We start from the raw sequence: 25,530 nt of genomic DNA, 5'->3' as shown, positions 1-25,530 counted from the left end.
GGGGTGGGGGAGGACGCAAGTGACCAATAGCGACGCGCTCAAATATCAAACCGGCTTCGGCGCCCATTTCGCCACCGAGGCCGTGGCCGGCGCGCTGCCGGTGGGACAGAACTCGCCGCAGCGGACGCCGTTCGGCCTCTATGCCGAGCAGTTGTCAGGCACCGCCTTCACCGCCCCGCGCCACGAGAATCGTCGCAGCTGGCTCTACCGCCTGCGGCCCAGCGCTGGGCACGGCCCGTACCAGCCCTATGCGCAAGGCAAGCTGGCCAGTGGTCCGTTCGACGGTCCGGTGACGCCCAACCGCCTGCGCTGGGACCCGCTGGCCCTCCCGACGGAGCCGACCGATTTCGTCGACGGCCTCACGACCCTGGCCGGCAACGGTGATGTCGCCATCCAGACGGGTCTGGGCATCCATATCTATCTCGCCAACGCCTCGATGAAGAACCGGGTGTTCTACGACGCCGACGGCGAGCTGCTGATCGTGCCGCAGCAGGGCGTGCTGACCCTGGTCACCGAGATGGGCGTGCTGAGAGCCGGTCCTGGCCATATCGCGGTGATCCCGCGCGGCGTGCGTTTCCGGGTCGAGGTCGACGGCCCGGCGCGCGGCTATGTCTGCGAGAATTACGGCGCGGCCTTCAAGCTGCCGGACCTGGGGCCGATCGGCTCCAACGGTCTGGCCAATCCGCGTGATTTCGAGACGCCCGTGGCGGCCTTCGAGGACGTCGATGCGCCGACCCTGGTGATCCAGAAGTTCCAGGGCGCTCTATGGGCGGCCGAATGGGACCACAGCCCGCTGGACGTGGTGGCGTGGCACGGCAACCTCGCGCCGTACCGCTATGACCTGTCGCGCTTCAACACCATCAACACGGTCAGCTTCGACCATCCCGATCCGTCGATCTTCACGGTCCTGACCTCGCCCAGCGAGATCCCGGGCACGGCCAACTGCGACTTCGTGATCTTCCCGCCGCGCTGGATGGTGGCCGAGCACACGTTCCGCCCGCCCTGGTTCCACCGCAACGTGATGAGCGAGTTCATGGGGCTGGTGCACGGCGCCTATGACGCCAAGGAGGGCGGCTTCTCGCCCGGCGGCTCATCGCTCCACAATTGCATGAGCGATCACGGCCCCGATGTCGCCAGCCACAAGAAGGCGACGGAGGCCGAACTGGGGCCGCACAAGATCGATGGAACCATGGCTTTCATGTTCGAAAGCCGCTGGGTGATCCGCCCGACGAAGTTCGCTCTGGAGACTTCCGCGCTTCAGGGTGACTATGACGCCTGTTGGACGGGCTTCCCCAAGGCGCGTCTGCCCTAACCAGAACAAATAAAGAGGAAGCGCCGATGAAGCTTGCGTCTCTCAAGGGCGGCCGCGACGGCCGGCTGGTGGTGGTCTCCAACGATCTGGCCTGGTTTACCGACGCCGGGACGGTCGCGCCCACCCTGCAGGCCGCGCTGGACGACTGGGCGCGCTGCGGGCCGATGCTGGCGGGTCTGGCCGAAAGCCTCGAGCACGGCGGGGTTCCCAAGGAGCGTTTCCACGAGCATGACGCGCTCAGCCCGTTGCCGCGCGCCTTCCAGTGGGTCGACGGCTCGGCCTACGTCAATCACGTGCAGCTGGTGCGCAAGGCGCGCGGGGCCGAGATGCCCGAGACCTTCTGGACCGATCCCCTGATGTACCAGGGCGCTTCGGACGGCTTCCTGGCGCCGCGCGACCCGATCCCGCTGGCCGACGCGTCCTGGGGCTGCGATTTCGAGGGCGAGATCGCGGTGATCGTCGACGACGTGCCGCTGGGCGCCAGCCGCGAGGAGGCTCTGGCCGCCATCCGCCTGGTCATGCTGTGCAACGATGTCAGCTTGCGCAACCTGATCCCGGGCGAACTGGCCAAGGGTTTCGGCTTCGTGCAGTCCAAGCCCGCCAGCGCCTTCTCGCCGGTCGCCGTGACGCCGGACGCCCTGGGCGCGGCCTGGAAGGATGGCAAGCTGCACGGCCCCCTCCTGATCGAACTGGACGGCAAGGACTTCGGCAAGGCCGATGCGGGCGTCGACATGACCTTCGACTTCGGGACCTTGGTGGCCCACGCGGCCAAGACCCGCGGCCTTTGCGCCGGCACCATCGTCGGCTCGGGCACGGTCAGCAACCGCGGCCTCGACGAAGGCCCCGGCAAGCCAATCGCCGACGGCGGCGTCGGCTATTCGTGCCTGGCGGAACTGCGCACGGTCGAAACCCTGCTGACCGGCAAGGCCAAGACGCCGTTCCTGCTGGGCGACGACACCGTCCGGATCGAGATGAAGGACGCCAAGGGCCACACGATCTTCGGCGCCATCGAGCAGACGGTCGAGCGGGTTTGAGTGAAGAGGCCCCTGTCGAGGCGTCCAGTGTCGCGGTTGGCCGTGTCTGGTCGACCCCGGCGGGGGTCAATCTCGGCCCGCTGGACCTGATCGCCGACGGTGCGGCGCGCAACTACGTACTGCAGATCGGCCAGAACCGTTTCCACGGCTTCGTGGTCCGCAAGGGCGAGGCGGTGTTCGGCTATGTCGACCGCTGCCCGCACGCGGGCCTGCCCCTGGCGCAACAGCTGGACCAGTACCTGACCCCCGACGGCGGCCTGATCGCCTGCTCCTGGCACGGGGCGGTGTTTTCGGTGGAGGAAGGGGCCTGCGTCGGTGGCCCCTGCGTGGGCGCGAAGCTGACGCCGTGGCCGGTCAAGGCGCGCGAGGGGCGGATCATCACCGCCTAGGCGGCCTCGGGCCCGCCCGCGAGGGGCGGACCCGCGCCGATACGCTCAGACCAGGTTGGTGACGACGTCGATATTGCCGTGGGTCGCCTTCGAGTACGGGCAAATCACGTGGGCGGAGTCGATCAGGTCCTGGGCCACGTCGCGATCCAGCCCGGGCAGGGCGACGTCGAACTTGGCGCGCAGGAAGTACGAGCCGGCTTCGTTCAGCAGATCGATGGTGGCGTCGACCGCGAAGTCGGCCGGCAGCTTCACCTTGCGTTGGGCGGCGACCAGACCGATGGCGCCCATGTAGCAGGCCGACCAGGCCGCGCCGAACAGGTTTTCGGCGGCGGGGTGGGGCTCGGCGATCTTGATGTCGAGGAAGCCGTCCTGGCTGCGCGCGCCGCCGTTGGGGCCAGCGGTATTGTGGGTCGTACCGGAGAAGAGAACCTTGGCGGTCATGGAAGCACCTGTCATTTCGCGTGGTTGATCATATCCGATCTAATCGGATGCGATGCAATTTGGTGCGGCCTTGGGCAGCTTCAAGGGGTTCGATTAGATCGGATGCGATTTATTTTTCGGAGAGGGTTTGCGCGGGGCGCCGGACAAAAGAACGGCCGCCCTCCAGGAGAAGAGGGCGGCCGAGTCATTGGGAGGAAACGCCCGAAAGGGCTGAATTCCGTATAGCCGCTCGGCGTGTGCTTGACAACGTTGTCACGGAATTAATTTCGCGTAACGATGAAATTTAAGCGCAGGGGCCTGTCCTACTTCTTCTTCGCCGCTTGGACCTCGATCTCGACCAGCATGCCGTCGGCGACTAGGCCGGTGACCTGGCTGGTGATCCGCGAGGGCTTGTTGGGCTGGGCCGCCGTGCCGAAGAAGGTCTTGTAGGCCTCCATCATGCCCATGAAGTCCATCTTGCCCTCCTTGGCCGGGTCGCCGACCAGCAGGACGCGCATCATCACCACGTCGGCCATGGTCGCGCCCTGGCTCTTGAGCGCTGCCTCGATGCGACCCAGCACGCCCATGGTCTGGATCTTGGTGTCGCCGAACTTGGCCACGCCCGTGGCCTTCTCGTCGATCACCGGCGGGGTCATGCCGCTGACATAGATGGTGTCATAGCCGGCTGGCACGGTGACGACGCTGGCGATGGCCGATTTGGGATCGCCGCCCCGGACGATCTCCTGGGCTTGGGCGGCGGAGGCGGCGCCGGCGAGGGCGCAGAGCCCGGCGGCGAGGGCGACGAGGCGTTTCATGGAATTCTCCCTTTTGAGCAGATCGATCAGTGGGCTTGCAGACCGCGCGCCTTGGCGCCGGCCTTGGCGGCGACGCGGGCCTTGGCGACGTCGGCGGGCTTGAGGGCGGGGGCCTTGTTGCCCCACGACGAGCGGACATAGGTCAGGATCGCCGAGAGGTCGGCGTCGGTCAGGTCGTCCTTGAAGGCCGGCATGCCGGCGCGGCCGTTCAGCACTGTCGTCGTCAGGACCTTGCCGTCGCCCTGCACGAACGGCGAGCCGGCCAGGGCTGGGAAGGCGCCCTTGACGCCCTTGCCGGTGGCCTGGTGACAGGCCGAGCAATTGTCCATGAACAGCGACTTGCCGTCGGCGGAGGCGATCGACGGAGCGGCGAGGCCTGCAACCAGACACAGGGCGGCGAAACGGTAAGCGAAGGTCATTCGTTTCCTCGGAAAGCTTGCTCTTAAGCCTGCTGTACGCGGGCGTGGATCTTGGCGATCTGCTGCCAGGCCGACTCGATGGCGCCGGCTTGCCAGCCGCCAAGGTAGCTGAGGTGTTCGCCGGCCAGATAGAGGCGACCGTCCGGTTGGCAGAGGATGGGATAGCTCTCCTTGCGGCCGTTCTCGCCCCACTCGGCCCAGCCGCCCAGATTGTGCTCGGCCAGGTGCCAGCTGAAGGAGAAGGCGTTCTCGAAGTTCTCGGCGTACTCGGGGAAGATCTTCTGACCCGCCGCCACGGCGAAGGCCGCGCGGTCGGCGGGGCTCTTGGCGCTGATCTTGGCCGCCTCGCCGCCGAAGGCGTAGTAGCCCAGCAGCACGCCCTTCTGTCCCTGCCAGCCGTAGGAGGGCAGGGTGATCGTATTGATCCCCGGCAGGTCGTTGTAGATGTGGCCGCCGTAGATGTGGTGCTTGTCCTCCCAGAAGCGGGACTTCATCTGCAGCCCGATCTTGTTGACTGGGGCGTAGGCCACGCCGCTCATCGCCGCCTTGAACGGGGCCGAGGCGTCGAGGTCGATCTGCTTCAGCACGCTGAGCGGGATGGTGCACAGGCAATAGTCGGCGGTGACCTCGCCGGGCTTGCCGTCGGCGCCCTTGAACGAGACCGTCACGCCGGTGGGCGACTGCTTGATCTTCTCGACCACGGCGCCGTAGCGGATCATCGGACCGACGTGCTTCTCGAAGGCCTTGGCGATCTGGTCCATGCCGCCGATCGGCTGCAGCATGGTGCGCTGCTGCTCGTAGCCGGTGACCGAGCTCAGGACGCGCCAGGCGTTGCTGTCCAGAACGTCCTTGAAAGCGAAGGGCGGCAGCTCCTTGCCGGGGCCGGGATCGACGCCCGCGCCGGGGTGCACCGAGAAGCCGCGACCCTCGGTGCCCTTGTAGGCGAGGTCCTTGGACAGGCGGCCTTCGGTGACCAGGTAGGTGACGAACCGCTCGCGATCCATGCCCGACAGCGGGGCGTCCAGCGCGCCCTGGCTGGCGGCCTTGGCGACCAGCTCGGCGGTGTAGCCGCGGATGTCGGCGGCGACCTCGCCCTTGCGGACGGGCTTGCCGGTCAGCGGGCCCTTGCCCTTCTCGAAATAGACGTAGGAGGCGTCGTTATCGTTGACGAAGCTCTCCAGCGGCACGCCGAACTTCTTAGTGTAATGCAGGGTCGAGCGGTGGTGGTACGGGATCCGCCACGGGCCGTGGTTGATGTAGTGGCCATCGTCGAATTCGCAGGTCTGCTCGTGGCCGATCAGGTCGGTGTGCTTGAACCCCTTGCGCGCCGTCTGGCAGCGGCCGCCGGCGAAGGACCGAGCCTCCAGCACCTGGACCTGGTAGCCGGCCTTGCTGAGCTCGTAGGCGGCGGTCATGCCCGCCAGGCCGGCGCCCAGGATGACGACCTTGGTGTTCTTGGCGCCACCCGTCAGTTCGGGCGGCAGCTCGGTGGCCGAGGCCATGCCGTAGCCGAGGGCCTCCATGCCGGACAGAACCAGAGACATGCCGCCGACCGCGGCGAGGCTTTCAAAGAACCGACGGCGCGTGAGTACGCCGCCGCCCGAAGACGCGTCTAAACCACTCATAAAATCCCCGCCCTTGTTACGGGCCGGCGCCTTGATCGCGCCCGGCCTCGAGGTCCGGCGGGTCACGCCGCGCCGGACAGGGACATCTCGAAATCCCGGCCTTCATGGCGCAACGCAATTCGGGTTCGTCCTCGTCCTGACATGTTAGAAGCCTCGCCATTGGGCGCCGCGCGGGGCGTTTGAGCGATCGGTGAGCGCGGGCGGGCGATCCGCCTTCGCGGTGCGGAATCGCTTTTGCGCGATGCGGCATCGCGGCCTGAAGGAGTAGCCATGAGTTCGACCGCCTCCGCTCTCCGCCTGCGCCTGGCGCGCCCCGACGACATGCCCGTCCTCTCGGCCCTGATGGACCGCGCGATCGGCGAGCTGCTGCAGGCCTTCCTGCCGCCCGAGGGGGTGAAGGCCTCGTTCGAGATCATGGGCCTGGACACCCAACTGATCGCCGACGGCACCTATTTCGTGGTGGAGGATGGGGATGAGATCGCCGGCTGCGGCGGCTGGAGCCGGCGGGCTACCCTGTTCGGCGGAGACCATTCAGCGGGGCGCGACGCGGCGCTGCTGGATCCGGCCAAGGATGCGGCGCGGGTGCGGGCGATGTACACCCATCCCGACCACACCCGCAAAGGCGTCGGCCGGATCGTGCTGGAGGCCTGCGAGGACGCCGCGCGGCGTGAAGGCTTTTCCCGCGTCGAGATGGCGGCGACCATGGGCGGCGTGCCGCTGTATCGCGCCTGCGGCTACCAGGACATCGAACCGTTCGAGGCGGTGACCTCGAACGGATACCGCGTGCCGCTGATCCGGATGGGCAAGGGGCTTTAGCCAAAGCAAAAGGGGCGGGCCTCGCGGCCCGCCCCTTCGCTTTTCACCGTGAGACCAAGCCTCAGAAGGCGAAGGACAGTCGGCCGTAGTAGTAGCCGCCGTTGATGCCGTATGGCGAGAACGAGGGGTATTGGGTGACGCACCCGCCGCCGGAGGCGACGCAGGCGGTCTGGAAGGCGGCCGTGAACTTGTCCGGATACTTGTTGAACAGGTTGTTGGCCCCGATCGCGGCGGTGACGCCGACCGGGAACTTGTAGGAGAGCTCGGCGTCGGTGATCGCCGTGGCGCTGGCCACGGTGTTCAGCAGGGGACCGGTGCCCGGATCCGACAGGGCCGAGGCCTTGCCGTAGAAGGTTTCGGTCAGCGACAGCGAGATCTTGCCGAAGGTGTAGAGGGCGTTCACGCCGATCTTGTACTTCGGCGCGGCCTTCTCGAGCAGCGAGGCGGCGTTGCCGGCGAACAGGACCTGACCGGTCGGGAAGGCGGCGCTGGTGGTCCCGAGGGCCGCCGGAGCCGATTTGACCTTGGTGATCTTGGTCTTGTTGAAGTTGCCGCTCAGCGTCCAGTCGATGCGGCCGTAGCCGTCCAGATCGGTCGGATACGCGACCACGAAGTCCAGGCCGCGCGTGCGGGTGTCCAGGCCGTTCGAGAAGATGTTGATGCCGGTGCTGGCCACCGTGCTGTCCAGCACATTGCCGTTGGCGGCGATCGCGGCGTTGACGTTGCTGTTGACCACGACGCCGTTGCGCAGGCCGTAGACCGAGCTGGAGCCGAAGATACGGTCCTTCAGATTGATCTGATAGGCGTCGATCGTCGCCGTCATCTTCGGGATCGGATGGGCCACGATGCCGAGGCTGTAGTTCTTCGACTTCTCGGGCTTCAGCGCCGCGATGCCCAGCAGGCGGGCGGCGTTCGAGTTCGGGGCCAGCTGAACGAAGGCGCTGGTCGGCGAGACGTTGGTGGCCGAGTAGAACGACTCCGCCAGGGTCGGCGCGCGGAAGCCGGTCGAGGCCGTGCCGCGGACGGCGAACATCTCGTTGAAGTCGTAGCGGCTGGTCAGCTTGACGACCGTGGTGTCGCCGAAGTCGCTGAACTTTTCGTAGCGCACGGCGGCGTCGATCTTCCAGGCCGCGACCGGCGTGGCGGCGATGTCGCCGTACACGGCCCAGCTGGTGCGGGCGTGGCCGCCGGCGTCCGTCTTCTGGAAGCCCGGATACGACTGCGAGCCTTCCTTGTAGGTCGAGGCCGCGTCGCCCTGGCCGATACGGTAGTAGTCGCGACGCTGCTCGTAGCCGACGGCGACGTCCAGTGCTTCGGCGAACCCGACGTCGAAGCCGCGGCGCAGGTCGATGTTGTTGGTCCACTGGGTGGTGCGCCAGCTGCCCGCGTGGAACGAGGTCGGGGTGAAGCCCTTGGTCGTGGTGGTCGAGGTGTCGACATAGAGGCTGGCGTTGGCCGAATCCTCGACGCGGACCTCGATATCGTCCTTGCCGTAGGTGGACGAGACGTCGAGATCCCAGCCGGCGAGCTTGCCCGACACGCCCAGGGTCATGGCGTAGTCGTCTTCGATGATGCGCTCACGCGGGCTGAAGCCCAGCGGGAAGGGCCGGTCGGTCGCACCCATCTTGCCCTGGATGCGGTTGTAGCGGCGGTAGTTCTCGTAGGCCGAGGCGTCCTTGTGACCCAGGGTGCCGAACGAATAGACCTCGAAGTCGCCCGGCAGTTCGATCCCGGCGTTGTAGACGAGGTTGTTCAGGCGGTATTCGGCGTCGCCCGAGATCAGATTCAGGTTCGGATAGCCCTTGATCAGGCTTTCGACGGCGTTGTTGGCGGCCGAGTACCCGGTGCTGGCGGGGTTGAAGACGCGCTGGTCGGGAAGGCCCCGATTGCTGAAGCCGTGGTATTTGCTCTCGACCGTAATGTTCAGATAGCTGTTCTCGGTCGGCGACATACCGATGTTGATCGCGCCGCCGGCGGTCTTGCCGCCGCCGTCGAAATATTCGCCGCCGGTAGCCGAGATCGAGCCGCCCGAGACGTTCTTCTTCAGGATGATGTTGACGACGCCGGCGATGGCGTCGGTGCCATACTGGGCGGCGGCGCCGTCGGTCAGCACTTCGATGCGGCCGATGCCGGCCATCGGGATGAAGCCGAGGTCCGCGGCGGCGGCGCCTTGGTAGACGCCCGACAGCACGGCGAGGTTGCCGGTGGTGTGGCGGCGCTTGCCGTTGACCAGCACCAGGGCCTGGTTGGGCGAGAGGCCGCGCAGGCGGGCCGAAAGGGTCAGGTTGGCGGTGTCGCCGCCGAAGGCCTGGGCGTTGAACGAGGGCACCAGATTGGCGAGACCGAGGCGCAGATCGACCGCGCCGGTACGCTCGAGGGTGCTGGTGTCGACCACCTGGACGGGGGCGGGGCTGTCGATGACACGCAGGCCCGTCTGGCGCGTGCCGGTGACGATGATGGTGTCGACTTCGGTCTGGTCAGGCGCCGCCGGCGGCGTCGCGGCATCGGCGGCAAAAGCGGTGGCAGAATATCCGATAGTAACGGATAGCGCCGAAATGCCCGCCAACAGTGCGGACTTGAAACGCCGAGTCATTAGTAACCCCCTCATTGTGTTTATTGACGCATGACGAATGCTCCATCCACGGCGTTTTTCTCCCCACGATTATAATTTTTGACGCGCACACAAAAAATGTATCGGAAACCAACCGATCTATTCATGGGGATCCAGGTTTTGGCGTTCGGCAATGGGAGGGTGTCAGGAAACGGCCACAACCGCGCCGGCGCCCGATAGGCGCCGTTTTGCGCGGCGATTGATCTCGGATTTTAGGCAGAACGACGGTGTCGAAGCGCTCGCGGAGGTCGCGATGGCGTCTTGGCTCAAGCGCAGAGGCGCATCGGCTCGGCGGCTTCGTCGGTGTCTTCGGTCTCGAACAGGTCGAAGGCCTCTTCCCAGGCGGTCATCCGAGAATCACGCAGTTCGGCGTCGTCGGTGACGCGCACGATCTGGTCCTCGCGATCGTTCCAGACCAGGCCGATGTCGGTGACCCGCTCGACGTCGCGACCCAGCAGCAGAAACATGTCGGCCCGCGCCGCGCGCTCATGGCTGATCCGGCGCAGGGTGCGTCCGCCGCCCAGGTCCCGATGGATGTCGGCGAAATCCAGCACGGCCGAGATCAGGGTCTGGTTGACGGGGGCGACGGCCCAGGGGGAGCAGGCGAAGCGCGACATCGGGGCCATTGGGGTTCTCCAGTCTCGACATCCGCAGAATGTGCGGGCATTGCGACAGAAACGGTCGTAAGCTGTGCGTCCGTATGGGGAACGCATGAGACACGAAAAAGCGACACGGCTTCTGGACCTGGCCCGGATGCTGGCCGGCTCGGCCGAAGGCCTGACCCTGGACGAGATGGCCCAGAACCTGGACGTCGGTCGCCGCACCGCCGAGCGGATGCGCGACGCCGTCTGGGCCGCCTTCCCACAGATGGAGGCGGTCGACGACCCGCCGACCAAGCGGTTCCGCATCCCCTCGGGCCTGGACGGCCTGTTCCAGACCCCGACAGCCGAAGAGCTCGCGGCCCTGCGCACGGCGGCCGACTCCTACAAGGCGTCCGGGGCCGAAGGGCGCGCCGCCTCGCTCTATGCCCTGGAGGCCAAGCTGTTGTCGGCCCTGCGCGGCTCGGCGCGCCGGCGGGTGGCTCCGGACGTCGAGGCCCTGGTCCAGGCCGAGACCATCGCCATCCACGCCGGCCCCCGGCCGTTCGAGGACGCCGGCGTGCTGGCGGCCATTCGCACGGCGATCAAGGGGCTCTCGGCGCTGTCCTTTCGCTATGAGGGGGGCAGCACCCCGGGGCGGACACGGGAGGTGACGCCGCTGGGCGTCCTGTTCGGGCGCAGCAACTATCTGGTGGCGCTGGAAGGCAAGGGCAGCCGGCCGCGCTCGTGGCGGCTGGACCGGATGAGCGACCTGCAGGTGCTGGACAAGCCGGCGCCGCCGCCCGAGGGCTTCTCGCTGCAGGCCTTCGCCGATGAGAGTTTCGGCATCTATCACGACGAGATCCAGGATGTGATCCTGCGTATCAAGAAGGAGCGGGCCGAGGACGCCCTGCGCTGGCGCTTCCATGCCACCCAGCAGGTGAAGCAGGAGCCGGACGGTTCGGTGCTGGTCACCTTCAGCGCCGGCGGCATGCGCGAACTGTCCTGGCACCTGTTCACCTGGGCCGACGCGGTCGAGATCGTCGCGCCGCAGGCCCTGAAGGACATGATGGTCCAGGAACTGCGCGAGGCTGGTCGCGCGCACGGGGCGTGGTAGGGACGCAGGATGAATTACCGCCACGCCTTCCACGCCGGCAACTTCGCCGACCTCCACAAGCACGCGATCGTGCTGGCCATGCTGTCGGCGCTGCAGGCCGAGAGCGACGCCGTGTCGGTGATCGACACCCACGCGGGGGCTGGCGGCTATGACCTGTCCGGCGAGATGGCCCGCCGGTCGGGCGAGGCCCAGGCGGGGATCTTCCGCCTGAAGGTCGCGGCGGACACGCCGCCCGTCTTTAATCCGTTGCTCAAGGCCGTGGCCGAGATGAACGGCGGTCGGGACGGCGATCTCTATCCTGGTTCGCCGCTGCTGATGGCGCGGGCCCTGCGCAAGGCCGACCGCTACGCCGGCTGCGAGCTGCGGCCCGACGACGCCCAGCTGCTGCGCAAGACCCTGGCGCCCTATGTCAGCGCCCAGGCCCTGGAGGCCGACGGCTTCGTGACCGCGGTCCAGCAGGCCGGACGCGGCGGGCGGGCTTTCGTGGTCATCGATCCGCCGTTCGAGCGGCCCGATGACTATCGCCAGATCGTCGCCACGACCCGCGCCGTGCTGGCCCGCGCCCCGGACGCCGCCCTGGCCATTTGGCTGCCGATCAAGGACCTGGAGACCTTCGACGCCCTGCTGCGCACGATGGAAACCGTCACGAAGAACCTGCTAGTCGCCGAGCTGCGTCTCCGCCCCCTGACGGATCCCATGAAGATGAACGGCTGCGCGATGGTGATGATCGGCGCGCCGACCGCGATTGATGACGCGGCCGTCGAGGCCGGAGACTGGATCGCCGCGCGCCTGGGCGAACCGGGCGGGCGCTCGCGCGTCTGGCGGACCTGACGTGACGCCCACCCCGCCCAGCTTCGGTGAGGCCGTGCGGGTCTGGCTGAAGATCGGCCTGCTGGGTTTCGGCGGCCCCGCCGGTCAGATCGCGCTTCTGCACCGCGAGGTGGTCGAGGCTCGCGGCTGGGTCGACGACGACGAGTTCGCGCGCGCCTTGAGCTTCTGCATGCTGCTGCCGGGCCCCGAAGCCCAGCAACTGGCCACCTGGCTGGGCTGGCGGCTGCATGGCGTTCGCGGCGGGGTCGCGGCGGGGCTGCTGTTCGTACTGCCGGGTCTGGCGGTCATGCTGGGGCTCTCGGCGCTGTATGTCGCTCACGGGCGCTCGGACTGGGCCGGACCGGTGCTGCTGGGTCTGAAGGCGGCGGTGGTGGCCCTGGTGTTGCAGGCCCTGCTGAGGATCGGCGCCCGCGCGATCAAGGATCGTCTGGCTGCCCTGGTCTGCGGCGCGGCCTTCGTCCTGCTGGCCTTCACGACCGTGCCGTTCCCGCTGGTGGTGCTGGGCGCGGGCCTGCTGGGCTGGTTTGGGGCGAAGGGCGTCGAGGTGGTTTCAGGCGTCGAGACCCCGCCGCTGAAGGGGCAGACAAGGACGGCCCTGGCGTGCCTTACCCTGTGGCTGGCGCCGATCGCCCTGGCCTGGCTGGTCGCGCCCGGTTCGACCCTGGCCTGGATGGGGATGAGTTTCGGCGGGCTGGCGGCGATCAGCTTCGGCGGCGCCTATGCGGCCCTGGCCTATCTGGGCCAGACGGCGTCGGCTTTCGGCTGGCTTTCGGCGACCCAGATGCTGGACGGCCTGGGCCTGGCCGAGACCACGCCGGGGCCGCTGATCCTGGTCTTTGTCTTTGTCGGTTTCGTCGGCGCCTTCCAGACCGCGCCGCCGGAGTGGGCCTGGGTCCTGGGCGTGCTGGGCGGATTGATGGCCGCCTGGACCACCTTCGCGCCGTCATTCCTCTGGATCTTCGCCGGCGGGCCGCTGTTCGAGCGCTGGGGGCGGCGTCGGCGTCCGTCGCGGGCCTTGGCGCTGATCTCTGCGGCGGCGGTGGGGGTGATCGGCCAGCTGGCCTTGTGGTTCGCCATCCACCTGCTGTTCCGCGCCGGCCAGACCATGGAGGTCGCGGGCGTGGTTCGCGTCATGCTGCCCGATCTGGTCAGTCTGGACTACGCGGCGCTGGGCCTGACGGCGTTGGCGCTGATGCTGACCTTCGCCACGCGCGCGCCGATGCTGGCGATGATCGCCATCGTCGTGATCGCCGGCGCCCTTCTGAAGGCGTTTGGCCTGACCTGACCTAGGGGAAGCATTTTTGCGCTTGCGAGCGTATTTTCTGTGTTATGTTGCATTGCAACAAAATCGCGGTTGCCACACTCGATCTCTGGGAGCGCGCCATGGTTTCCGTCTTCACTTTCCTTCCTGAGTTTCAAGCCGACAAGGTCGAGCCCGAGACCGCGCCTCGCGTGGCGGTCGGCGCCATCTCGCCGTTGTGGCTGATGTTCGGCGGCGCGGCCGCCGCCGGCGCCACCTATTGGTGGTGGGCTTCGCGCTGGCGCGAGGCGATCAATCTCGAGGCGCTGATGGCCCTGACGCCGGAGCCGGTGGCTCCGCCGGCCGAGGTGGTCGCCGAGCTTGAAGCCTCGCCGGAACCGGTGATCGAAGCGATCGCGGAGCCGGTGATCGAGACCGTCGCCCTGGTCGCCGAAACCACCGAAACGGTGCTGGATGCGGTCGAAGAGATCGCCCAGGCGGCCGCCGAACCGCTGGTCGAAACCGTGATCGCCGCCAACGAGGACATCGCCGAAGCGGTGGTGGAGCCGATCGTCGAAGCCGAGCCGGCGGTTGCCGAAGCGGCGGAGATCGTCGCCGAGGCGCCGGCCGTGATCGCCGAGACGGTCGTCGAAACCGCTCCCGAAGTCGCCGAGGCCGTTGTCGAAGTCGCCGCCGAAACCCTCGGTGACGACCTGACCCGCCTGGTCGGCGTCGGGCCGAAGCTGGCCGCCTCGCTGGCCGAGCTGGGCGTGACCTCGTTCAGCCAGATCGCCGCCTGGACGCCGGACGAGCTCACGTCGTACGATCAGCTGCTCAACCTGAAGGGCCGCGCCGACCGCGACGCCTGGATCGCCCAGGCCAAGCGTTTCGCCAGCCCCACCGAAGCTTGACCATAGTCTTTCCGATGAACTGAGAAGCCGCCGGGTTCGTCCTGGCGGCTTTGTCGTTTGGCTTGAACGACTTGAGAAGTATTCTCAACGCGACCGGTGCCGGAAACCAGCGTTCTTTACAGACGAAAACGCCATGCGCCGCGTTGGTTGCCGCGCACGTAAAGACTTTCAAAGACTTCGAGACAGGCATCAGTGCAACGAGTGCGTGTCCAAAGCCACAGTTCGTCGAAAATGCGACAAATGTGCGACGCCAAGATTGCGGCGGCGCCGCGAAGCAGCTTGGGTGGCCCCAGCGGTAGGTCGTCGCACGCCAAGGGGGCTTGGTGGGGAGGCGTGACCGCGCTGTCCGCAATTCAAGGCGAAATCCTCCAATGCTCACCCAACGTAAACATCTTCTAGCCTCGACGATCATCGCCGGGCTGGCGGCTGGCGTGGCCGTTCCGGCCATGGCCCAAACCGCGCCGGCGCCGGCGCCGGCGCCCGCCGAGCCGACCCAGACCGAGGTCGAGGCCGTCGTCGTCACCGGCTCGCGCATCAAGCGCAACGAGTTCAACAGTCCCGACCCCGTGCAGGTCATCACGGCCGACCAGGGCCGGTTGAAGGGCATCGGCAACACCGCTCAGTTGCTGCAATCCTCGACCATCGCTTCGGGCTCGCCGCAGATCACCGCCGCCGTCTCCAGCGCCTTCGTCACCGACGGCGGCCCGGGCTCGGAAACCATCTCGCTACGCGGTCTGGGCGCCAACCGCACCCTGGTGCTGCTGAACGGCCGTCGCGCCGGTCCGGCCGGCGTGCGTGGCGGCGTGTCCGCCTTTGACCTGAACGTCCTGCCGGTTTCGGCCATTGATCGTGTCGAGATCCTGAAGGACGGCGCCTCGTCGGTCTACGGCTCGGACGCCGTGGCCGGGGTCGTCAACATCATCACCAGGAAGGGCGGCGAGGGCTTCAGCGTCGACGCCTTCGCGACCCAGCCGCAGCACCGCGGCGGTCAGGAGTTCCGCAGCAGCCTGAGCTGGGGCAAGACCTTCGACCGCGGCTCGTTCAACATCACCTACGACTATTCCAAAAAGGCCGAGCAGACGAACGGCCAGCGCAGCTACACCAACTGCGGCCAGCAATACATCTTCGACGCCAACGGCAAACGTAAGGACGCGGTCGACCCGCGCACGGGCAAGACCCAGTGCCGCGACCTGCTGTACGATCAGGTCTGGATCTACACCTCGAGCTTCGAGGGCCGGGACGGCAAGCTGCAGTTCGACTACGACAACGTGCTGGGCAAGTTCATCCCGCAGTATCCAGCGGGCGGCCAGGCCAACTATCCGGGCATGCCGGCGGGCTGGTTCGTGGTCGGCGACAGCCTGGACCCGGCCAACCCGGACATGGGCGTGCTGGACTACAACAGCCCCTACAATCTGAGTAAGTCGCTGACCCCGCGCACCGAGCGCAACACAGTCTTCGCCCAGGCCACGTTCGACGTCTCCGACAATGTCGAAGCCTATGGCGAAGTGCTGCTGAACCGCCGCGCCACCAAGACCAACGGCTATCGTCAGATCTGGACCTACCTCTATACCGAGGATCTGGGCGACCCCTTCAGCCAGGGCTTCACCGGCGACTACATCCTCAGCCCGACCATCGTCACGCCGCTGAACCGCGATGGCCAAAGGGTCGACTACCAGCGCTATGTCGGCGGGCTGCGCGGTGACTTCGGGGCCAATTTCCTGAAGGGCTGGGATTGGGACGTCTTCGCCCAATACAGCCACAACAAGGGCCTGTATTCGCAGGACGTCGTCCTGAACGACGCCCTGAACAGCGCGGACGGCCGCAGTGACTTCGGTTCGTACGGTCTGGGTAAGGCCAACTCGATCCCGCGTCCCACGGCCTCGTGCGTCGGCTACACCACGCCGATCAGCAAGCGGAAATGCGTGGACGTGAACTGGATGTCGCCGGACTTCCTGGCCGGCAAGTACACGCCGGAAGAGCAGGCCTTCCTGTTCGACACCGAGACCGGCAAGACCGTCTACAAGCAGCTGGCGGTCGAAGGCTCGATCTCGGGCGACCTGTTCAAGCTGCCGGCGGGGACGGTCGGCGCGGCCTTCGGCGTCGCCTACCGCCGCGACGAGATCAACGACACGCCCGGCCCGATCACCCAGGCCGGCAACATCTGGGGCTCGTCGACCTCGGGCATCACCGCCGGTACGGACAAGACCAAGGAAATCTACGGCGAGCTCAGCATCCCGATCTTCAAGGACATGGCCTTCGCCCAGTCCGTGGATCTGTCGCTCTCGGGCCGCTACACCGACGTCAACAGCTACGGCAGCGACGAGACCTACAAGATCGGCCTGAACTGGCAGATCATCCCCTCGGTGCGCGTCCGCGCCACCAAGGGCACCTCGTTCCGCGCCCCGGCGCTGTTCGAGCTCTACAAGAACGCCGAAACCGGCTTCGTGTCGCAGCGCAACCTCGACCCCTGCATCCGCTGGCAGGCGGCCCTGACGGCGGGCACGCTCCCGCAGTACGTGGCCGACAACTGCAAGGCCGCCGGCATCCCCGGCACCTATACCGGCGCGGGCGCCCAGGCGACCGTGACCTCGGGCGGCGGCGTGGGTTCGCTGGGGGCTGAAACCTCCAAGGCCACGACCTACGGCGTGATTTGGACGCCGAAGTTCGCCGACCTGAAGGTGGCCGTCGACTACTTCGACATCCAGGTGAACAACGAGATCACCCAATTGGGCGCAGGCCGGATCGTCTCGGGCTGCTACCGCTCGCTGAGCTATCCGAGCGACAAGCTGTGCTCGCTGTTCAAGCGCGGTCCGTCGGGCCTCGTCACCACGGTGACCGACAACTACCTGAACATCGCCTCGCAGGTGAATAAGGGCCTGGACCTGACCGTTAACTACGGCCAGGAGCTGCCCTGGGACGTCCGCCTCGACCTCGAGCTGCAGTCGACCTGGCAGTTCAAGGACACCACGGCCCTGTTCGCCGACACCGTCGTCGACAGCAACGGCTTCGTGGGCGATCCGGACTGGACCGGTCAGCTGAACTTCCGCTTCAGCAAGGGCGACTGGACCGCGTTCTGGGGCGTGGACATGGTGGGCAAGGCCTCGGACGCCGAGGACTATGCTGACGCCAACACGACCAAGACCACGTTCTACAAGATCCACACCGAGTTCACGGCGTACCACAACCTCTCGCTTCAGAAGAAGTTCGAGGACTGGACGCTGCTGGGCGGCGTGGCCAACGTGTTCAACGAGGAGCCTCCGCAGGTCAGCCAGTCGGCCGGAAACTACAATCTGGTCGGCCGTTCGGTTCTGGCCTCGCAGTACGACTACATCGGCCGTCGGATGTTCGTGAGCATCCAGGCCAAGTTCTAAGGAGCCGGGCGGCCGCGATCGTCGAGAGGCGTTTCGCGGCCGGTCGCCTTAGGGCTAATCTCTCGGGGCGGCGGAGCGATCCGCCGCCCTTTGTTCTTGAGCAGCGGGACGCCTCCTTCGTGAACGCCATCATCCGCGGCAAGGCCGACAATCTCGACGCCATCGGCGAGCGCTTCGAGCGCGCGCGCCTGGGCCAGCCGGTCTTTCTGAACAGCGTGCCCAAGGCCGGCACGCACCTGATCCGCAACATCATGCGAATGTTCGTCGCGCCCGAGCAGCACTGGCCGCGCGAGTACATCCAGCACGCCCTGCTGGCCCGCAGCCGCGACGCCTTCTCGCCCGACCAGCCGATGATCAGCTGGGGACACATGCTGTTCTCGGACGAGTCGGCCGTGGCCCTGCGTGACGTGCGCCACATCGTGCTGGTTCGCGACCCCTATGACTGGGTGCTGGCGCGGGCGCGCTTCTACCTGTCCGACGAATTCCAGGGGAACCTGAACCACATCAAGGACGGCGGCGCCTCGGTCGAGGACGTCATCATGATGATGATCCTGGGCGCGCACGGCCGCGTTCCGGACATCCGCGACATCTTCAGCATGAACGCCGTGGCCTGGATGGGGTCCAGCGCGGTGATCGTCCGCTACGAGGACATCGTCGAGAGCCTCAAGGACCTGGGCTCCAAGCGCGCCGAGGCCTTCTTCCGCCAGTTGCTCGCCGACTGCGGCCTGGACCTGCCGGCCGACTGGCGCGACCGCGTCGAGGCCGGCGCCGACCGCCGCGAGAGCCGCACCGCCAGCGAGAACCTGAAGGTCACCGCCGAGGTGCCCAGGGTGTTGTCGGATGTGCACAAGCGCGTGGTGGATTTCCACGTCCCGGGGCTGCGGGCGCTGTTGGGCTATGGGTAAGAGCGCCTAGGCCTCCAGCGCGCGGAGGCGTTTGTGGATGTCGGTCGCGGCGATGGCCGCCTCGGCCGTGGCGACGGCGATCTGGTTGAGGCCTCGGACGATGTCGCCCGCCGCGTAGAGGCCGTCGATCGACGTTTCCTGGTGGCTGTTCACGACGAGATTGCCTTCCTCATCGTGCGCCGCGCCCCACTGCACGGCCAGCCGGCTCTGCATCTCGCAACCCAAGGCCAGGTAGAGGCAATCGAAGGCGCGAGGTTCGTCCATTCCGGACTTCACCACCACCGGCCCCGAGCCGACCGTGAGGTCCGCCAGATCGACCGGCATAACTTCGATGTCGTGCTTTTCGAGCGCGGACGCATCGCTCAGCGCCGCGATCGGTCCGAGATGCAGCAGGGTCACGTGGGGCGAATAGGTGGTCAGGAAGGCCGCTTCGCGCGCGCCGAGATCGCCGTCGCCCAGCACCGCGATCCGCTGATCGATCGCTTCATAGGCGTCGCAGATCGGGCAGACGCGAACACGGGTCGCGCGTATGGCCGCTTCGATATTCTCAAGGGCCGGCAAACGGTCCACCACGCCTGTCGCCAGAAGCACGAATCGCCCGCGAACCGGGCTTGAGACCGCTGGCGAGGCTTCGACCGTCAAGGCAAAGCCGTCCGGGGCGCTCGTCAGGGTCAGCGCGCGGGCCGCGACACGATCGGCGCCATAGAGGGCGGCCTGTTCCCCCATCTTGGCCAGCAGGCTGTCACCGCCGATCCCCTGGGGGAAGCCGGGCGTATTGTGGCTTTCTGGAATCCAACTGGCGCGCGACGGGCCGCCGTCTAGGATCAGCACCTTGCGGCGAAACCGTCCCAGATAGGTCGCCGCCGTCAGTCCAGCAGGACCGGCGCCGACAATGATCACGTCATACGACGCCATGGTTTTCCTGAGGAGAGCGTGGTGGGCTCAGGGCTAACGGCGGCCGCGTCCGCCGGTTCAATCGCCGTTCGACGTTCCCGTCAGGTCAGCCCGAACGCCGCGAGCAGCCGATCCGCCGCCGCCGAGGCCGGGAGGTCGCCCTGTCGCACCGCCGTCTCCAGCGTCGGAACCAGGGACGACACGGCCGGCGCGGTCTTGAAGGCGTCTTCCAACCGGTCGCGGACCATGGCCCACATCCAGCGGGCGTCCTGGTCGGCGCGGCGGGCGGCCCGCGCGCCATTGGCGCTCATGATCTCGCGATGGCGTCGGATCTGGGTCCACAGGACGTCCAGTCCCTGGCCGGTCAGGCCCGAGGCGGTCAGCACCGGCGGCGTCCAGTCCGGATGGGCGGGGGTGAGGATGTGCAGGGCGTTGCGGTAGTCGCGGGCCGAGCGCTCGGCCTTGGCCGGATCGGCGTCGGCCTTGTTGATCACCAGCAGGTCGGCCAGCTCGATCAGGCCCTTCTTGATGCCCTGCAGCTCGTCGCCGCCGCCCGGGATCAGCAGGGCCAGGAAGATGTCGACCATGTCGGCGACCACGGTCTCGGACTGGCCGACGCCGACGGTCTCGACGATCACAACGTCGAAGCCGGCGGCCTCGCACAGCAGCATGGCCTCGCGGGTCTTGCGGGCGACGCCGCCCAGGGCTCCGCCGGACGGGGAGGGGCGGATATAGGCGTTGGGCTGAACGCTGAGCTGCTCCATCCGGGTCTTGTCGCCCAGGATCGAGCCGCCATGGCGGCCGGAGGACGGGTCGACCGCCAGCACGGCCACGCGATGGCCGGCCTCGACCAGGTCGCAGCCGAACCGCTCGATCGTCGTCGACTTGCCCGCGCCCGGCACGCCGGTGATCCCGATCCGCTGGGCGCGGCCGGTCAGGGGCATCAGGCGCGAGAGCAGGGTCCGGGCGGCGGCCTGGTGGTCGGCGCGACGGCTCTCCGCCAGGGTGATGGCGCGCGCCAGGGCGGCGCGGTCGCCGGCGACCAGGCGTTGCTCGATGGCGTCGATGTCGAGGGCGGGAGGCACCGCTTCGGATTAGAGGACGACGGCGGTCCCGGAAACCGAAACCATCATCATCGAGCCGTTGGGGCCGACGGTGTTGTAGTCGAGGTCGACCGCCAGGATGGCGTTGGCGCCGACCTTTTCGGCTTCCTTCTCGAGCGCCTTCAGGGCGTCTTCGCGAGCCCGAGCCAGGACGCGCTCGTACGATTTGGAGTGGCCGCCGATGAAGTCGCGGATGGCCGCCATCAGGTCCAGCACGACATTGGCCCCCAGGATCGACTGGGCGTAGATCGCGCCCTTGTACTCCTGCACGGGGCGGCCTTCGATGAACGGCGTGGTCGTGATCAGCATCCGGAAATCCTGGCGGCGAACGTGGTCAACCTAGGCGCAAACGCTGCTTTCGGCGAGGGGCTCCCTCGTAAGGCGAAGCTTTGACGACCAAGGTTCGCTTAGCGCGGGAATATCAAGTCCCGGCCTATCGGCGCGGCCGGGCTTCGGGCAGATTGCCCGCGTTTACCGTGTTACCGGAGCCCGCTGGTGTTTTTCGCGAAGTCGCATCTCGACCTGCACAACATCCGCAACAACGTCGAGCGGGTGAAGAAGCTGTCGGACAACATCGTCGGCATCGGGCCGGTCGGCATCGGCCTCGACGGCCTGCTGACCTGGATCCCGGGGGCGGGCGAGCTCTACAGCCTGGGCGCCGGGGGGCTGATCGTGCTGGACGCGGTGCGGGCCCGGTCCGCGCCGATGATCGTCATCCAGATCTGCGCCATCATCCTGATCGACACCGTGGCGGGCGCGTTCCCCGGGATCGGCCAGGCGGCTGACGTCCTGTTCACCGGCCACAAGTGGTCGGCTGACATGCTGACCCGGCACATGGACGACACCATCTATTTCGAGGGCGCCCGCAAGGACGTGCAGGGCTCCCAGGAATATCGCGAGCTGCTGGCGCGGATCCAGTCTGGCAAGGAAAAACGCCGGGTCGTGTTCCTGGGCTAGGGCGTAAGGAAGCCAATCAGCGGGCCGGGGCGTTCAGCAAGCATGACCGACGATATCTCCGTCTCCCCCGACTATGCGGATCGTCACGGTGACCGCCGCGCCAAGGCTCACCGCGCCTGGCGTTCGGCCGAGACGATCAAGCGCCTGTCCGACCGGCTGATCGGTGTCGGCCCCTTAGGCATCGGCCTCGACGGCGTGTTGGCCTGGGTGCCCGGCGCGGGCCTGGCCTATGGCTTGGGCGCAGGCGGCCTGCTGCTGGTCCACGCCTTCCAGGCCGCCGCCTCGCCCGCCACCCTGGCGCGGATGGCGGTCTATCTGGCGGTGGATAACCTGTCCGACACGGTGCCGGTGCTGGGCTGGGCCGTCGACACCATCTTCCCCGGCCACCTGATGGCCGCCAAGGCGCTGCAGAAGGACATCGAGGCCCGCCACGGCCTGCCCGAGGACGTGGCGAGGGAGCGCGCGAAGGAGAAGCGGGGGCTGTTTCGCAAGAAGCCCCCGAACGTCTAGGCCGGCTAAGCCGCTTCCTGCGTGTAGCCCAGCTGCCGGTTCAACTGGTCCAGCAGCTCGATCGCGGCCTCGGCGATGACGGTGCCCGGCGGGAAGATCGCCACGGCGCCGGCGTCGCGCAGGGCCTGGAAGTCCTGGGGCGGGATGACGCCGCCGACCACCATCAGGATATCGTCGCGACCCTGCTTGGCGAGCTCGGCCTTCAACTCCGGCGCGAGGGTCAGGTGTCCGGCGGCCAGGGAGCTGGCGCCCACCACATGGACGTCGTTCTCCACCGCCTGGCGGGCGGCCTCGGCCGGGGTTTGGAACAGCGGGCCGATGTCGACGTCGAAGCCCAGGTCGGCGAAGGCCGTGGCAATGACCTTCTGGCCCCGGTCGTGGCCGTCCTGGCCCATCTTGGCGATCAGGATGCGCGGGCGGCGACCATCGGCCTGCTCGAACGCTTCGACCATGGCCTTGGCGCGAGCGGCGGCGGGATCGTTGCCGGCCTCCTTCATATAGACCCCCTGGATCGATTTGATCTCGGCGCGGTGGCGGCCGAACACCTTCTCCATGGCTAGGCTGATCTCGCCGACCGTGGCCTTGGCGCGGGCGGCGTCGACGGCGAGGGCCAGCAGGTTGCCGTGGCCTCGCGCGCCGTCCTCCAGCGCCTTCAGCGCCGCCTCGGTGGCGGCCGGATCGCGCTCGGCCTTCAGGCGGGCCAGCTTCTCCAGCTGCTGAGCGCGGACCGAGCCGTTGTCGACCTTCAGCATCGGGATGTCGTCGACGACCTCGGGCTTGTAGCGATTGACCCCGACCACGCTCTGGCGATTGGCGTCGATGCGGGCCTGGGTCTTGGCGGCGGCCTCTTCGATGCGCAGCTTGGGGATGCCTTGCTCGATGGCCTTGGCCATGCCACCGGCCGCCTCGACCTCCTCGATGTGAGCCAGCGCCTTCTGGGCCAGGTCATGGGTCAGGCGCTCGACATAGTAGCTGCCGCCCCAGGGGTCGGCGACGCGGGTCGTGCCGCTCTCCATCTGCAGGAACAGCTGGGTGTTGCGGGCGATGCGGGCCGAGAAGTCGGTCGGCAGCGCCAGGGCCTCGTCCAGGGCGTTGGTGTGCAGGCTCTGGGTCTGGCCGTTCACGGCGGCCATGGCCTCGACGCAGGTGCGCGAGACGTTGTTGAACACGTCCTGCGCCGCCAGCGACCAGCCGCTGGTCTGGCTGTGGGTGCGCAGGGACAGCGAGCGGTCGTCCTTTGGATCGAACTCGCGCTTCATCAGGCGCGCCCACAGCAGGCGGGCCGCGCGCATCTTCGCGACCTCCATGAAGTAGTTCATGCCGATCGCCCAGAAGAACGACAGGCGCGGGGCGAAGACGTCGATGCTCATGCCGGCCGCGACGCCGGCGCGCGCGTATTCAATGCCGTCGGCCAGGGTGTAGGCCAGCTCCAGGTCGGCCGTCGCGCCGGCCTCCTGCATGTGATAGCCGCTGATCGAGATGGAGTTGAACTTGGGCATGTTCGCCGAGGTGAAGGCGAAGATGTCCGAGATGATCCGCATCGAGGGCGCGGGCGGATAGATGTAGGTGTTCCGCACCATGAACTCTTTGAGGATGTCGTTCTGGATCGTCCCCGACAGCCTGTCGGGCGAGACGCCCTGTTCCTCGGCCGCGACGATGTAGAGCGCCAGGATCGGCAGCACCGCGCCGTTCATGGTCATCGAGACGCTCATCTTGTCGAGCGGGATGCCGGAAAACAGCGTGCGCATGTCCAGGATCGAGTCGATGGCCACGCCGGCCATGCCGACATCGCCCTTCACCCGCTCGTGGTCAGAGTCGTAACCGCGGTGGGTGGCCAGGTCGAAGGCCACCGACAAGCCCATCTGACCGGCCGCGAGGTTGCGGCGGTAGAAGGCGTTGCTGTCCTCGGCCGTCGAGAACCCCGCGTACTGCCGCACAGTCCAGGGGTTGGTCACGTACATGGTCGGGTAGGGGCCGCGCACATAGGGGGCGACGCCCGGATAGCCGCCGGTGAAGTCCAGATCCTGCACGTCGTCGGCGTCGAAGGCCGGAGCGACGGCGACGCCTTCGGGCGTGTTCCAGGCCTCGCCATCCGGAGCGGGCGCGGAGGCCACTTCGGCGAAGTCGACGGTGGTGAAGTCGGGGAACTTGCTCATGGCCTAGGCTCCCTCGAAGGCGGCGGCGAAGCGCACCGGCGTCAGGGCCGGGCAGTAGCTGTCGGGGCCGGGCAGGCGGACATCGGGGCCGGTGATGGCGAAGGCGGACGCATCGGGCGTCTCGACTTCCGGGGTCTTGTCGTCGGCGTTGGGGAAGACCGTGACCCCCAGGATCTTGCGACTCTTGTCGGCGAAGGCGGCTTCCTGCGCCGCCCGGGTCGTGTTGACGGCGTCGGCGACCAGACCGCTCTCCAGCGCCTTGATGATCCCGCCCGCGGCCTCGATCGCCTGGAAACCACCCCAGGCGGCGTTGGCCATCTGGTGGGTCAGGCTGTCCAGGTACCAGGCCCCGCCGGCCGGATCGGCGACGCGGCCCAGATGGCTCTCTTCCATCAAAACCAGCTGGGTGTTGCGGGCCTGGCGGCGAGCGAAGGCGGTGGGCAGGCCAATGGCGTCGGTGAAGGCGTCCAGCAGGATCGCATCCGCCCCGCCGACCGCCCCGGCGAACCCGGCCGAGGTCAAGCGCAGAAGGTTCGTCCAGGCGTCGGCCTTGGCCAGCATCCGGCGCGAGGAGCGGGCCTCGACCTTTGGCGCGGCGCTGACGCCACAGGCCTCGGCGAGCCGCGCCCAAATCGCCTTGGCGGCCCGGACCTTGGCGACGCCGGTGAAGTACTCGCCGTCCAGGCTGACGCCCAGAACGATACGGTTGAACGCGTCGTCCATCGAAAGGCCCGAGCGCACCAGAGCCTTGGCGTAGGCCAGGGCGCTGGCGGTCATCATGGCCAGCTCCTCGGTGTTCGATCCGCCGGCCTCGTGAGCGGCGCGGCCGGTGGCGAGGAACAGGCTGGCCTTGGCGTAGGTCTCCGCCAGGCGGGAGCCGACTGTGGCGGCGTTGAAGAGGTGGCTCTCGATCGGGCCGGGGCTGGTTCCCGTCAGGGCGAAGGCGGTCAGCGGGTCCATGTGAAAGGCCAGCGGCGCATTGGGCGCGGCCTTGGCCAATGTTCCCAGCCAGTCGGCGGCCTTGGGGCCCAGGAAGCCGGCGTCCAGGGCGACGGGGGCGAGGTCTAGCAGGACGCCCGACAGCGCCTTGGCGAGGTCATCGGCCGAGCCGACCGCGACGCCGCTCGCGCCGGTAGGGTCGATCTGCAGCAGCACCGAGGCCGCGCCGCTTTCAAGGTCGGTCAGGACGTCCTTGGCCACGCGAGTCGGATCGGGATGGGCGGCGCGGACGCGCAGGTCCCAGGGGCGCTCGGGATCGCGCGCGCGCAGGTCGCGGGCGACGGCGACACCGTCCTGGGCGGTATAGAGCGGTTGGATGGTCAGGCCGTCGGGCGTGGCGACGGTCAGGGCCTCGTCGAAGCTCTGGCCCTTCAGGGTCTTCTCGACCAGGGCCATCCAGCGCGCGCGGGTCGTCTCATCGCCTTGGGCGCCAAAATCCTCGGCCAGGGGCGTGGTCGCCTCGGTCAAAGCGTCTCTCTCCTGCGGTGCAGCATTTTTATATTTTGGACCGTGATGC

At 67.6% G+C, this 25,530-nt stretch carries 23 protein-coding genes; 12 read left to right on the top strand and 11 right to left on the bottom strand.

What is annotated here, in order from left to right; all coding sequences use genetic code 11:
• The first annotated feature begins 19 nt into the window (after positions 1–19).
• From hmgA to AC1RRV_RS14860, 3 genes are read left to right on the top strand one after another with little or no spacing between them, the layout of a single operon-like run.
• The gene (gene hmgA, locus AC1RRV_RS14870; protein ID WP_492860424.1) at positions 20–1,312 is read left to right on the top strand and encodes a homogentisate 1,2-dioxygenase; all 1,293 of its coding nucleotides are present in this window, start codon (positions 20–22) and stop codon (positions 1,310–1,312) included.
• 26 nt (positions 1,313–1,338) lie between these two features.
• Positions 1,339–2,346, top strand: coding sequence for a fumarylacetoacetate hydrolase family protein (locus AC1RRV_RS14865; RefSeq protein ID WP_492860423.1), 1,008 nt, complete (start codon positions 1,339–1,341; stop codon positions 2,344–2,346).
• Positions 2,343–2,735, top strand: a complete 393-nt coding sequence (locus tag AC1RRV_RS14860) for a Rieske (2Fe-2S) protein (protein ID WP_492860422.1) — start codon at positions 2,343–2,345, stop codon at positions 2,733–2,735. Before AC1RRV_RS14865 ends, AC1RRV_RS14860 begins: the two co-directional genes overlap by 4 nt.
• Before the next feature lie 45 nt (positions 2,736–2,780).
• Here the strand turns inward: AC1RRV_RS14860 and AC1RRV_RS14855 are convergent, their stop codons facing one another.
• From AC1RRV_RS14855 to AC1RRV_RS14840, 4 genes are all read right to left on the bottom strand, one after another.
• Positions 2,781–3,176 carry an Ohr family peroxiredoxin gene (locus AC1RRV_RS14855; protein ID WP_492860421.1) on the bottom strand — a complete coding sequence of 132 codons (396 nt, stop codon included), beginning with the start codon at positions 3,174–3,176 and terminating at the stop codon, positions 2,781–2,783.
• Positions 3,177–3,478: 302 nt separating this feature from the next.
• A complete protein-coding gene (locus AC1RRV_RS14850) occupies positions 3,479–3,970 on the bottom strand; it encodes a RidA family protein (RefSeq protein WP_492860420.1) in 492 nt (163 codons plus the stop codon).
• Positions 3,971–3,996: 26 nt separating this feature from the next.
• Positions 3,997–4,389 carry a c-type cytochrome gene (locus tag AC1RRV_RS14845; RefSeq protein ID WP_492860419.1) on the bottom strand — a complete coding sequence of 131 codons (393 nt, stop codon included), beginning with the start codon at positions 4,387–4,389 and terminating at the stop codon, positions 3,997–3,999.
• Positions 4,390–4,412: 23 nt separating this feature from the next.
• Positions 4,413–6,014 (bottom strand): flavin monoamine oxidase family protein, encoded by a 1,602-nt coding sequence (locus AC1RRV_RS14840; protein WP_492860418.1) that lies wholly within the window; start codon positions 6,012–6,014, stop codon positions 4,413–4,415.
• A 270-nt stretch (positions 6,015–6,284) separates the two neighbouring features.
• On the opposite strand from AC1RRV_RS14840, the gene AC1RRV_RS14835 reads away from it, so the two are divergent.
• Positions 6,285–6,830 (top strand): GNAT family N-acetyltransferase, encoded by a 546-nt coding sequence (locus AC1RRV_RS14835; RefSeq protein ID WP_492860417.1) that lies wholly within the window; start codon positions 6,285–6,287, stop codon positions 6,828–6,830.
• A gap of 61 nt (positions 6,831–6,891) precedes the next feature.
• Here the strand turns inward: AC1RRV_RS14835 and AC1RRV_RS14830 are convergent, their stop codons facing one another.
• Positions 6,892–9,423 (bottom strand): TonB-dependent receptor plug domain-containing protein, encoded by a 2,532-nt coding sequence (locus AC1RRV_RS14830; RefSeq protein WP_492860416.1) that lies wholly within the window; start codon positions 9,421–9,423, stop codon positions 6,892–6,894.
• A 284-nt stretch (positions 9,424–9,707) separates the two neighbouring features.
• On the bottom strand, positions 9,708–10,058 hold the full coding sequence (locus AC1RRV_RS14825) for a hypothetical protein (RefSeq protein ID WP_492860525.1): 351 nt from the start codon (positions 10,056–10,058) through the stop codon (positions 9,708–9,710).
• A 94-nt stretch (positions 10,059–10,152) separates the two neighbouring features.
• Between AC1RRV_RS14825 and AC1RRV_RS14820 the strand changes: the two genes are divergently transcribed.
• The 6 genes from AC1RRV_RS14820 to AC1RRV_RS14795 all read left to right on the top strand — a co-directional run bounded on the left by AC1RRV_RS14820 (position 10,153) and on the right by AC1RRV_RS14795 (position 18,394).
• Complete coding sequence (locus AC1RRV_RS14820) at positions 10,153–11,136, top strand: helix-turn-helix transcriptional regulator (protein WP_492860415.1); 984 nt, start codon at positions 10,153–10,155, stop codon at positions 11,134–11,136.
• 9 nt (positions 11,137–11,145) lie between these two features.
• Positions 11,146–11,967, top strand: coding sequence for a 23S rRNA (adenine(2030)-N(6))-methyltransferase RlmJ (rlmJ, locus tag AC1RRV_RS14815; protein WP_492860414.1), 822 nt, complete (start codon positions 11,146–11,148; stop codon positions 11,965–11,967).
• 1 nt (position 11,968) lies between these two features.
• Positions 11,969–13,252 (top strand): chromate efflux transporter, encoded by a 1,284-nt coding sequence (chrA, locus tag AC1RRV_RS14810; RefSeq protein WP_492860413.1) that lies wholly within the window; start codon positions 11,969–11,971, stop codon positions 13,250–13,252.
• A gap of 98 nt (positions 13,253–13,350) precedes the next feature.
• Entirely contained in the window at positions 13,351–14,118 is a 768-nt protein-coding gene (gene phaH / locus AC1RRV_RS14805; RefSeq protein ID WP_492860412.1) for a phasin PhaH, read from the top strand.
• A 371-nt stretch (positions 14,119–14,489) separates the two neighbouring features.
• Positions 14,490–17,489 carry a TonB-dependent receptor plug domain-containing protein gene (locus tag AC1RRV_RS14800; protein WP_492860411.1) on the top strand — a complete coding sequence of 1,000 codons (3,000 nt, stop codon included), beginning with the start codon at positions 14,490–14,492 and terminating at the stop codon, positions 17,487–17,489.
• Positions 17,490–17,608: 119 nt separating this feature from the next.
• Positions 17,609–18,394, top strand: coding sequence for a hypothetical protein (locus AC1RRV_RS14795; RefSeq protein ID WP_492860410.1), 786 nt, complete (start codon positions 17,609–17,611; stop codon positions 18,392–18,394).
• A 6-nt stretch (positions 18,395–18,400) separates the two neighbouring features.
• Here AC1RRV_RS14795 and AC1RRV_RS14790 read toward each other — a convergent pair whose 3' ends face one another.
• From AC1RRV_RS14790 to AC1RRV_RS14780, 3 genes are all read right to left on the bottom strand, one after another.
• A complete protein-coding gene (locus AC1RRV_RS14790) occupies positions 18,401–19,309 on the bottom strand; it encodes an NAD(P)/FAD-dependent oxidoreductase (protein ID WP_492860409.1) in 909 nt (302 codons plus the stop codon).
• 80 nt (positions 19,310–19,389) lie between these two features.
• Positions 19,390–20,373 carry a methylmalonyl Co-A mutase-associated GTPase MeaB gene (gene meaB / locus AC1RRV_RS14785; RefSeq protein WP_492860408.1) on the bottom strand — a complete coding sequence of 328 codons (984 nt, stop codon included), beginning with the start codon at positions 20,371–20,373 and terminating at the stop codon, positions 19,390–19,392.
• Positions 20,374–20,382: 9 nt separating this feature from the next.
• Positions 20,383–20,700 carry a heavy metal-binding domain-containing protein gene (locus tag AC1RRV_RS14780; protein ID WP_492860407.1) on the bottom strand — a complete coding sequence of 106 codons (318 nt, stop codon included), beginning with the start codon at positions 20,698–20,700 and terminating at the stop codon, positions 20,383–20,385.
• A gap of 183 nt (positions 20,701–20,883) precedes the next feature.
• Between AC1RRV_RS14780 and AC1RRV_RS14775 the strand changes: the two genes are divergently transcribed.
• Together AC1RRV_RS14775 and AC1RRV_RS14770 are read left to right on the top strand one after the other, a co-directional pair.
• A complete protein-coding gene (locus AC1RRV_RS14775) occupies positions 20,884–21,348 on the top strand; it encodes a DUF4112 domain-containing protein (protein WP_492860524.1) in 465 nt (154 codons plus the stop codon).
• A 42-nt stretch (positions 21,349–21,390) separates the two neighbouring features.
• Positions 21,391–21,858 carry a DUF4112 domain-containing protein gene (locus AC1RRV_RS14770; protein ID WP_492860406.1) on the top strand — a complete coding sequence of 156 codons (468 nt, stop codon included), beginning with the start codon at positions 21,391–21,393 and terminating at the stop codon, positions 21,856–21,858.
• Positions 21,859–21,863: 5 nt separating this feature from the next.
• On the opposite strand, the gene scpA is transcribed toward AC1RRV_RS14770, so the two are convergent.
• Positions 21,864–24,014, bottom strand: coding sequence for a methylmalonyl-CoA mutase (gene scpA, locus AC1RRV_RS14765; RefSeq protein ID WP_492860405.1), 2,151 nt, complete (start codon positions 24,012–24,014; stop codon positions 21,864–21,866).
• A gap of 3 nt (positions 24,015–24,017) precedes the next feature.
• Positions 24,018–25,409, bottom strand: a complete 1,392-nt coding sequence (locus tag AC1RRV_RS14760) for a methylmalonyl-CoA mutase family protein (RefSeq protein ID WP_492860523.1) — start codon at positions 25,407–25,409, stop codon at positions 24,018–24,020.
• Between the last annotated feature and the right edge of the window lie 121 nt (positions 25,410–25,530).

It is taken from the genome of Caulobacter sp. GW821-FHT11E10 (genome assembly GCF_058808375.1).
This window is presented reverse-complemented; position numbering and strand designations above follow the sequence as displayed.